Raw genomic sequence first — 6,521 nt, forward strand, 5'->3', positions numbered from 1 at the left:
GGTTAGAAGGTCTAAAGGACGAAGGGCAAGCAATTACGATTACTGAGCTTGCTGAACGTATTCAAGTGACACGTCCACTACTTTCAAGAATTATTAATGGTAAAGCACCAATAACAGCAGATATTGCTTTGCGTTTACATGATGCTTTGGGAATCAGTGCGGATCTGTTAATGCGAGTGCAATCTAAACATTCACTTTGGATGGAATCACAAAAACAGCGTCCACAGATTCAGCCATTTTTTGTACAGTGTTAATTTTGATTTATGCAGAACATTCAAGATATAGCAGATTGCTTGTTTAATTTGGAATCACAGTCCTCAAAAGTCAGGTTTAAAAAAGGTTCTAGAATCTTTTTTCTATTTGATACGCATTTAGGTATTTGGCGTGAGCTTTTGCTTAAAAAAGATAGAGATGAACTGTTAGAAAGGACAAGAAACTTTTGTAAGTTTTTAAAAGAAGAAGGAGTTCAAGTCTATGGTTCTCATAAGAAAAAAGATGAATACTTAAAATATGTTGAACATTATCTGATTTCCCTTAAAGAAGAGATTAAATAGGTTTAAATGGTTTCTAACACTTTTATGTTAAGTAAATGATCAAAGACCTATGAGTAAAAATAGAATCAATGTTATGAAACTTAGCTCAAATATTAGACTTAATTAAATTTTAAGGTCAAGCTAAGTTTCAAACAAAAATAGTGCTTATTTATGCCATTCATCTACGATTTGATCGAATTTAAGATTGATCCAATCCTTTTTCCATAACTCCCAATAAGGAATATCGTTAGAGGATGGTTTTGGATTACATCTATCTATATATACAAGGGATGGTAAAACAATTGAATCTCCTATCAGAAGTGCTTCACCTTGTTTTAGGTTGGGTAAAGTATCAATGAGAGAACCTAAAGAATCAGGCAATAATTTTTTTACATAATTCTGATCAACAGGATTCGTTAGTCGCATAGCAATGAAATTGTTGCATTGTGAAAAAATAGTTTCTGAAATTTCAGAAGGCCTTTGACTTGATAGTAGTAAAGTAACTCCGTATTTTCGTCCTTCTTTGGCTATACGTTCAATAGATTTTTTTGAGGCTCTAAATTTAACTAAATCACTATTAGGAACGTACTTATGTGCTTCTTCATAAACTAATAGTATTGGAGCATCATTATTTATGGTCTCTTGAGGTTTACTATTATGACGTAATCTTTTATAAATATATCCATATTCAAATACTAATCTAGAAATTAATGAAACAGTTATACTTAAAACCTCAAATGGAACGTCACTTAGATCAATAATAGTTATATTAGATTCTTTTTTATCTTCATAACCTAGTAACATTTTAAGAATATCTTCAAATGTAGATTTTCTTGCGTCTTCTCCAAACATGAATTTCAATCTATCCTGTTTGATTTTTTCTGTAAAACGAATATAAAACTTATCTAATGTACCGTCAGCATATGTTCCTTTATTTATATGGCTGCTTTTCACACTATGAAATTTAAACTTTTCATTAAAATAAGCTTTTATCTTTTCCTCTTCATTACTAAACTCAATACCAGAATCCTCTTTAACGTTTCCATTAGACTCTAAAAAATAATCATCATTAACTATCATATGTTTATTCTGATTTTTATAATTCTTTGTCTCATTTCTTAAATTAAATAGAGCATTTTCTATTTCTAATATTTCAAATTTTATAGGAGAATCATAATGTATTTTTGTTTTTTCAGGGTTATATTTATTCTTATTTAAAGTTACTAATTTTCTAAATATTGAAGATTGATTATAGTTGTCCCTCTCACCCGTATCTAACAATATTTCTTCTAGTTCCTCACTATTTAGTAGCCAATAAGGTAGCTTTAATTTATTAACATCAAGGAAATTCGCATTTGGAAATGCTGTTTTATATTCAGAGTGTATATCAAATATTATAATATGTGAGTTGTTTTTTAATCCTCCATTGTCTCTAACTGTTTTTTGAATAATACTAGCCAAAGTATTTGATTTTCCAGAACCTGTTGAACCAACAATAGCTATATGCTTGTTGAAAAAATTATCACCATTTACAGGAACTTTTATTTCCTTTCGCGCAGTCAACTTCGAAAAGATAAAGCTTTTATCAGAATCAAAATTCTGATAAATATTTTTCATATCCTCAATAGTTGCTGGTTCAACCCTTCTAGGAGGAATTGCAATTGAATCACCTCCACGAGTGAACTTCCCATCATCTAATATACCTAAAGGTAGTGCCTCTATTAAATAAACTCTCTGATTATTATTATCATATCCGATAGAGAAATTTTCAATTATTGCCATTAAAACTGCTGAATCATTACTTGTTACTTTTAAGTATGATCCAACTTTTAAAGTTTCATTAGCCAATTTAAAACTTTGTAAGTCTTCAACTTGAATCGTTATCTTATTTGGTTTAACAGAAATAACTATAGCGCTATTTTCAGGTTCTTTAAAATTTACCATAGTATCATCTCTTTTATACATTCGAGGTCTTGAAAATAAATTTCATGGTTTAAAACTATTTCACTAGAAAAAAATGGGGAACTTCTATAAAATTGAAATATGATTTTATATTTTGTTTCACTTTCTTGTAACACAGAATTTAAATCTTTTAAATTATTCAAAATTTTTAAATTTGTTCTGTATTTACACGTGTTTTTAGTAGGTTCTCTGATAAAAAGTTTTGAGTTGAACGAAGAATTTAGATAATAGTAACCATCTTCAATTAAATAGTTATTATCAATTAATTCATTCTTTATTTGAGCTAGTTCATTTTCACAATAATTGTGTATATATATATAGGGGCAAAATAATTCTATACTCTTAGAAGTGTTCATATTAGACCATTTTTCGGAGATATCCATTAATGTTTTTAATAATTCACTTTTTTTAAAACCATGACAGTCAATAAGAAATATTCTAAGTTGATTTGAGCTTCTGTCATCAAAAATTGATTTTCTTACATATTTATTATAATGGCTCTTACCTCTAATTTTAGAATACCAAATATTGAAAATTCTTTTATTACTTTTAGATATCTTTTTTTTGAAGTCTTCTTTAGATATTTTTCTGGAAACGATTTCTTTAGATTTAGCTAACTCCCTTATTACAGCTAAACTATTATTATAATAATACTCAGCCTCAATTTCACTACAGTCTAAGTTTTCTATTAGTTGGTCTATAACATGTTTTTCTAGTTCTTCGAAACTCTTACCTCTAATATTTATATTTACTAATGAAATAAAATCTAAAATATCTTCATTTGTAAAACCTAATTCTTGATCTTTATAAGTTATTTTATCGATTTCTTTTGTTTTTTTACCATCTACATCTTTTACTTCTTTATAAGAAGTTTTCTTAAAAAAATGTTTTTTAAAAAAATCAATATTTAAGTTTACATCTAACTTTTCATGTCCTGATTTATAATGGCCATATAGTTTATAACTAATTTTTTTATCAGGTGAGTTTTTAACAGAAGCATAATGTTCGGCGAAAAATATAATAGCATCTTTTATTTCTGAATGATTATAGGTTGTACCTTGATAGTATTTGCACTGAATGGTTGTATTACCATCTATTGAAGCAATATCTATATCTTCGATACCTTCTATTGTAATAATGTTTTGTTCATTTTTCTGCTCTAATATTTGACTAATAGTCAAATCAAACTGGTAGTAATACCCCCTGATTGTATCTATGGCTTGTCTAGATTTAGTCATATCTGACTCTTGTAGATAAATTTGAAAATATTATAAATTTTAATTACTTATTGGCAACCATAATAATTTATTAATTTGAGTATTTCTACTCTTAGTCATAGTAGTAAAAATGATTAATGTAGATTTTCTAAAATTAACATAATGCACGTTATACGAAATGCAAAAAATTATTTCATATAAATCATTATTTTAGACTCCACAAAAAAGCCCAATCATACCTGATTGGGCTTTTTTGTGGATTTTTCATGTTCCACGATTATTTAGTGAACAATGTTCCACGACTTTGTTAAGTCAAAAACAACAATGATCGCCATGAATCAGCGCCAATTTCAGCCCTTTGGACTGAAATAATGACCCTGATCCCTGCCAATCGACTTAAAAGGGCTTAGAGCGCATTTAAGACGGTTTTACGTTCACTATTTAGTATGTCTTTTGGGGTTAAATAAACTCAGTAATTCATCACTCGGTCTTGAAGCCTGATTCAAACTTTTTTCACAAGGTAAATTAAAGATTGGATTATCTGAAAAATCTTCAATGGTCGTTTCTACAACTGGCTGGGGCTTATTTAAAGGTTTTTCTGTTTTGAACTGATCAGAATGCTTAATCCTAATATTCACGACATCGTTCGGCAAAATCCTGCTGCTGCCTTTCAAGAAATTTTTATAGAACCGTTCAATCGAAGATCTCACCACATCAACACCAAATTCTGCTTTGATTTTTGCTGATATTTTAGGGAAGGTCAGTCCATCTTCTCGTCTTAATTCGAGGATGCGTAAGCCTATTTCTTTGGTGATTTTATAGTTTTCAAACATTGTATGACCCTAAAGTGTGTATAGAGCATTTTAGCGCACTATAGAGCAGTATTCAAAAGTATAGGGGGCACTATAGAGCAGTATTAAAAAATATAAGGGGCAGTATGGGGCACTATAGAGCAGTTTGGACGTTATCCATTGCTATTAAGCGAGTCAAAAGCGGAAAAAATAGGTTTTAAGGGCATATTTTTCTATCGCAGGATAGGCTGTCGCCGCATAAAATGCTATCAAATGAAAGTGACATGTTAAAAATTATCTGGGGCGTTCAATCTGTATGTCAAAAATTACCATCGTAGAAGCAGCAAAACAGTTCAACGTCACTCGACCTCGAATTTATCGATCTATCAAAAAAGGTGAACTCACCACGACGTTAAGCGATGATGGTGTGCAGCTTGTTCAGGTACAAGATATGATCCGTCTTTTTGATAATGTGACTAAAAAAGACGTTCGAAAACTTGTTCAGGGCAGTGTTTCTGATACAGAACTGAAACTAGTAAAATTACTCGAAGAACAGCTTAAAAAAGCCGAAGATGACAAAGCTTTTTTAAAGCAACAAATAAATGATTTAAGAAAAGATTTTGATGAATATAAACTCAGAATTGAACATCAGCCCTCTACAGAATCAAAAATAGACATTACAAGTAACGAACATGCTCAAGAAACAGAATCGTTACAGCTAGAACATAGTGAAAAACGAACAAGTGAGCAGCCTGTTCTAGAACAACAAAAAAAAGAAGCTGAAAATAAGCCAACTAAAAAAGGATTGCTGCGTAGATTGGTCGGTGAGTTTTTAAAGTAATTAGAGCCAAAATCGGTGATATTTTTGCCGTTCAACATTCATTTTTGAAAATCAGCAATTTAAACAAAAGAAAAAGCCCCAAGTGTCTTGCAACACTCAGGGCTTTCGCTTTATATTCAGCGGTACGCAGTTATTTGATGTTGGACCATCGAATAACGAAGATCATAAGGTTTGGCGACCGTTATGATTTCACCTAAGGCTTGTACCTGAACTCTATTTTCACAATAAAAAGTGTTTAGTTCAAGTCCTAAAATGATAAGTCTTCGTTAATACGTGTTTAAAACCATCAAATAAGCATCCTAGATCGAGCTTTGCCCGCTTCTGCGTGTCCGTTGCATACGGTTGGCATGTGGTGTGGGTGGAAGGAATAAGTGACGCTAGCGCACCACAGCGATTGTTTTAGAGCGATTTAAGCGTATCTAAGGCAGGAGTTGCTACTAGGGGAAATCGACAAAGCAACAACGTCAGCGAGTAGTTCAGGGAAGCTTTAAATTGTATGTTGGGGAAACCCTCGCAGAGAAAAGCAAACTGTTCGGTTTGAGAACGTGTCGATGCGGTGTGTGAAATCGTAATCTCAGCCTATGTAGGAAAGCACAATTACCTACTGTCGTGGACGACCGATGCGTGGCTCCGTCAGCCCAAAATTGGTTCTCGGCAATACTCTGAGGGCTTTGTCTTTTAACAAGCTCTTAGGGTGAGTATTGCCGAAACTCTCTCAACGTTCACCATCAGCCCCAAGGGCTTGCCCGACGGCTGTGGGGAATGTGAGAGAGTTGAGATCATTATTTCAGTATAGTTTTACTGAATGATTTGCTGTATATTAAAACTATACAAAGGTACTTGTTGTGATTATAAATTTTAAACATAAAGGATTAGAAAAATTCTTTGAAACAGGTTCAACAGTAGGGATTCAATCTGTTCATTCAACAAAGTTAAAACGTCAATTAACAGCTTTGAATGAAGCACAGAGTATTGATGAAATGAACTTTCCTGGATGGAGGTTGCATCCGTTGAAAGGTAATTTAAAGAATCATTGGGCAATTACAGTCAATGCTAATTGGCGTATGACTTTTGTTTTTAAAGATGGTAATGCGTATATCGTAGATTATCAGGATTACCATTGAGGTGAATATGATGATGAATAATCCAGCTCATGCAGGTGAGTTAGTTGCAGAGT

General features: G+C 31.9%; 7 protein-coding genes. 4 read left to right on the forward strand and 3 right to left on the reverse strand.

Annotated elements, in window-relative coordinates; all coding sequences use genetic code 11:
* Window positions 1-254: HigA family addiction module antitoxin (locus tag C9E89_RS21065; protein ID WP_213069657.1), on the forward strand; the 254-nt coding region annotated here is incomplete at its 5' end.
* 9 nt (window positions 255-263) lie between these two features.
* Window positions 264-554 (forward strand): hypothetical protein, encoded by a 291-nt coding sequence (locus C9E89_RS21070; protein WP_107010108.1) that lies wholly within the window; start codon window positions 264-266, stop codon window positions 552-554.
* A gap of 144 nt (window positions 555-698) precedes the next feature.
* Here C9E89_RS21070 and herA read toward each other — a convergent pair whose 3' ends face one another.
* The 3 genes from herA to C9E89_RS21085 form a co-directional block, all read right to left on the reverse strand.
* On the reverse strand, window positions 699-2,477 hold the full coding sequence (gene herA, locus C9E89_RS21075; RefSeq protein ID WP_116746710.1) for an anti-phage-associated helicase HerA: 1,779 nt from the start codon (window positions 2,475-2,477) through the stop codon (window positions 699-701).
* Complete coding sequence (locus C9E89_RS21080; RefSeq protein ID WP_107010112.1) at window positions 2,471-3,733, reverse strand: DUF4297 family anti-phage-associated protein; 1,263 nt, start codon at window positions 3,731-3,733, stop codon at window positions 2,471-2,473. Before C9E89_RS21080 ends, herA begins: the two co-directional genes overlap by 7 nt.
* A 416-nt stretch (window positions 3,734-4,149) precedes the next feature.
* Window positions 4,150-4,545 (reverse strand): hypothetical protein, encoded by a 396-nt coding sequence (locus C9E89_RS21085; RefSeq protein ID WP_107010111.1) that lies wholly within the window; start codon window positions 4,543-4,545, stop codon window positions 4,150-4,152.
* 274 nt (window positions 4,546-4,819) lie between these two features.
* Between C9E89_RS21085 and C9E89_RS21090 the strand changes: the two genes are divergently transcribed.
* Together C9E89_RS21090 and C9E89_RS21095 are read left to right on the forward strand one after the other, a co-directional pair.
* Window positions 4,820-5,344 carry a plasmid replication DNA-binding protein gene (locus C9E89_RS21090; protein ID WP_107010110.1) on the forward strand — a complete coding sequence of 175 codons (525 nt, stop codon included), beginning with the start codon at window positions 4,820-4,822 and terminating at the stop codon, window positions 5,342-5,344.
* 845 nt (window positions 5,345-6,189) lie between these two features.
* Window positions 6,190-6,468 carry a type II toxin-antitoxin system RelE/ParE family toxin gene (locus C9E89_RS21095; RefSeq protein WP_107010109.1) on the forward strand — a complete coding sequence of 93 codons (279 nt, stop codon included), beginning with the start codon at window positions 6,190-6,192 and terminating at the stop codon, window positions 6,466-6,468.
* Window positions 6,469-6,521: the final 53 nt, after the last annotated feature.

The sequence above is a fragment of the Acinetobacter sichuanensis genome (genome assembly GCF_003024515.2).
GTDB classification, from domain to species: Bacteria; Pseudomonadota; Gammaproteobacteria; order Pseudomonadales; family Moraxellaceae; genus Acinetobacter; species Acinetobacter sichuanensis.

What these genes read in the sequence shown, in the direction of transcription:
- C9E89_RS21090 (WP_107010110.1), top strand. Translation starts at nt 4,820, where the DNA reads ATGTCAAAAATTACCATCGTAGAAGCAGCAAAACAGTTCAACGTCACT.
- herA (WP_116746710.1), bottom strand. Translation starts at nt 2,477, where the DNA reads ATGGTAAATTTTAAAGAACCTGAAAATAGCGCTATAGTTATTTCTGTT.
- C9E89_RS21085 (WP_107010111.1), bottom strand. Translation starts at nt 4,545, where the DNA reads ATGTTTGAAAACTATAAAATCACCAAAGAAATAGGCTTACGCATCCTC.
- C9E89_RS21080 (WP_107010112.1), bottom strand. Translation starts at nt 3,733, where the DNA reads ATGACTAAATCTAGACAAGCCATAGATACAATCAGGGGGTATTACTAC.
- C9E89_RS21070 (WP_107010108.1), top strand. Translation starts at nt 264, where the DNA reads ATGCAGAACATTCAAGATATAGCAGATTGCTTGTTTAATTTGGAATCA.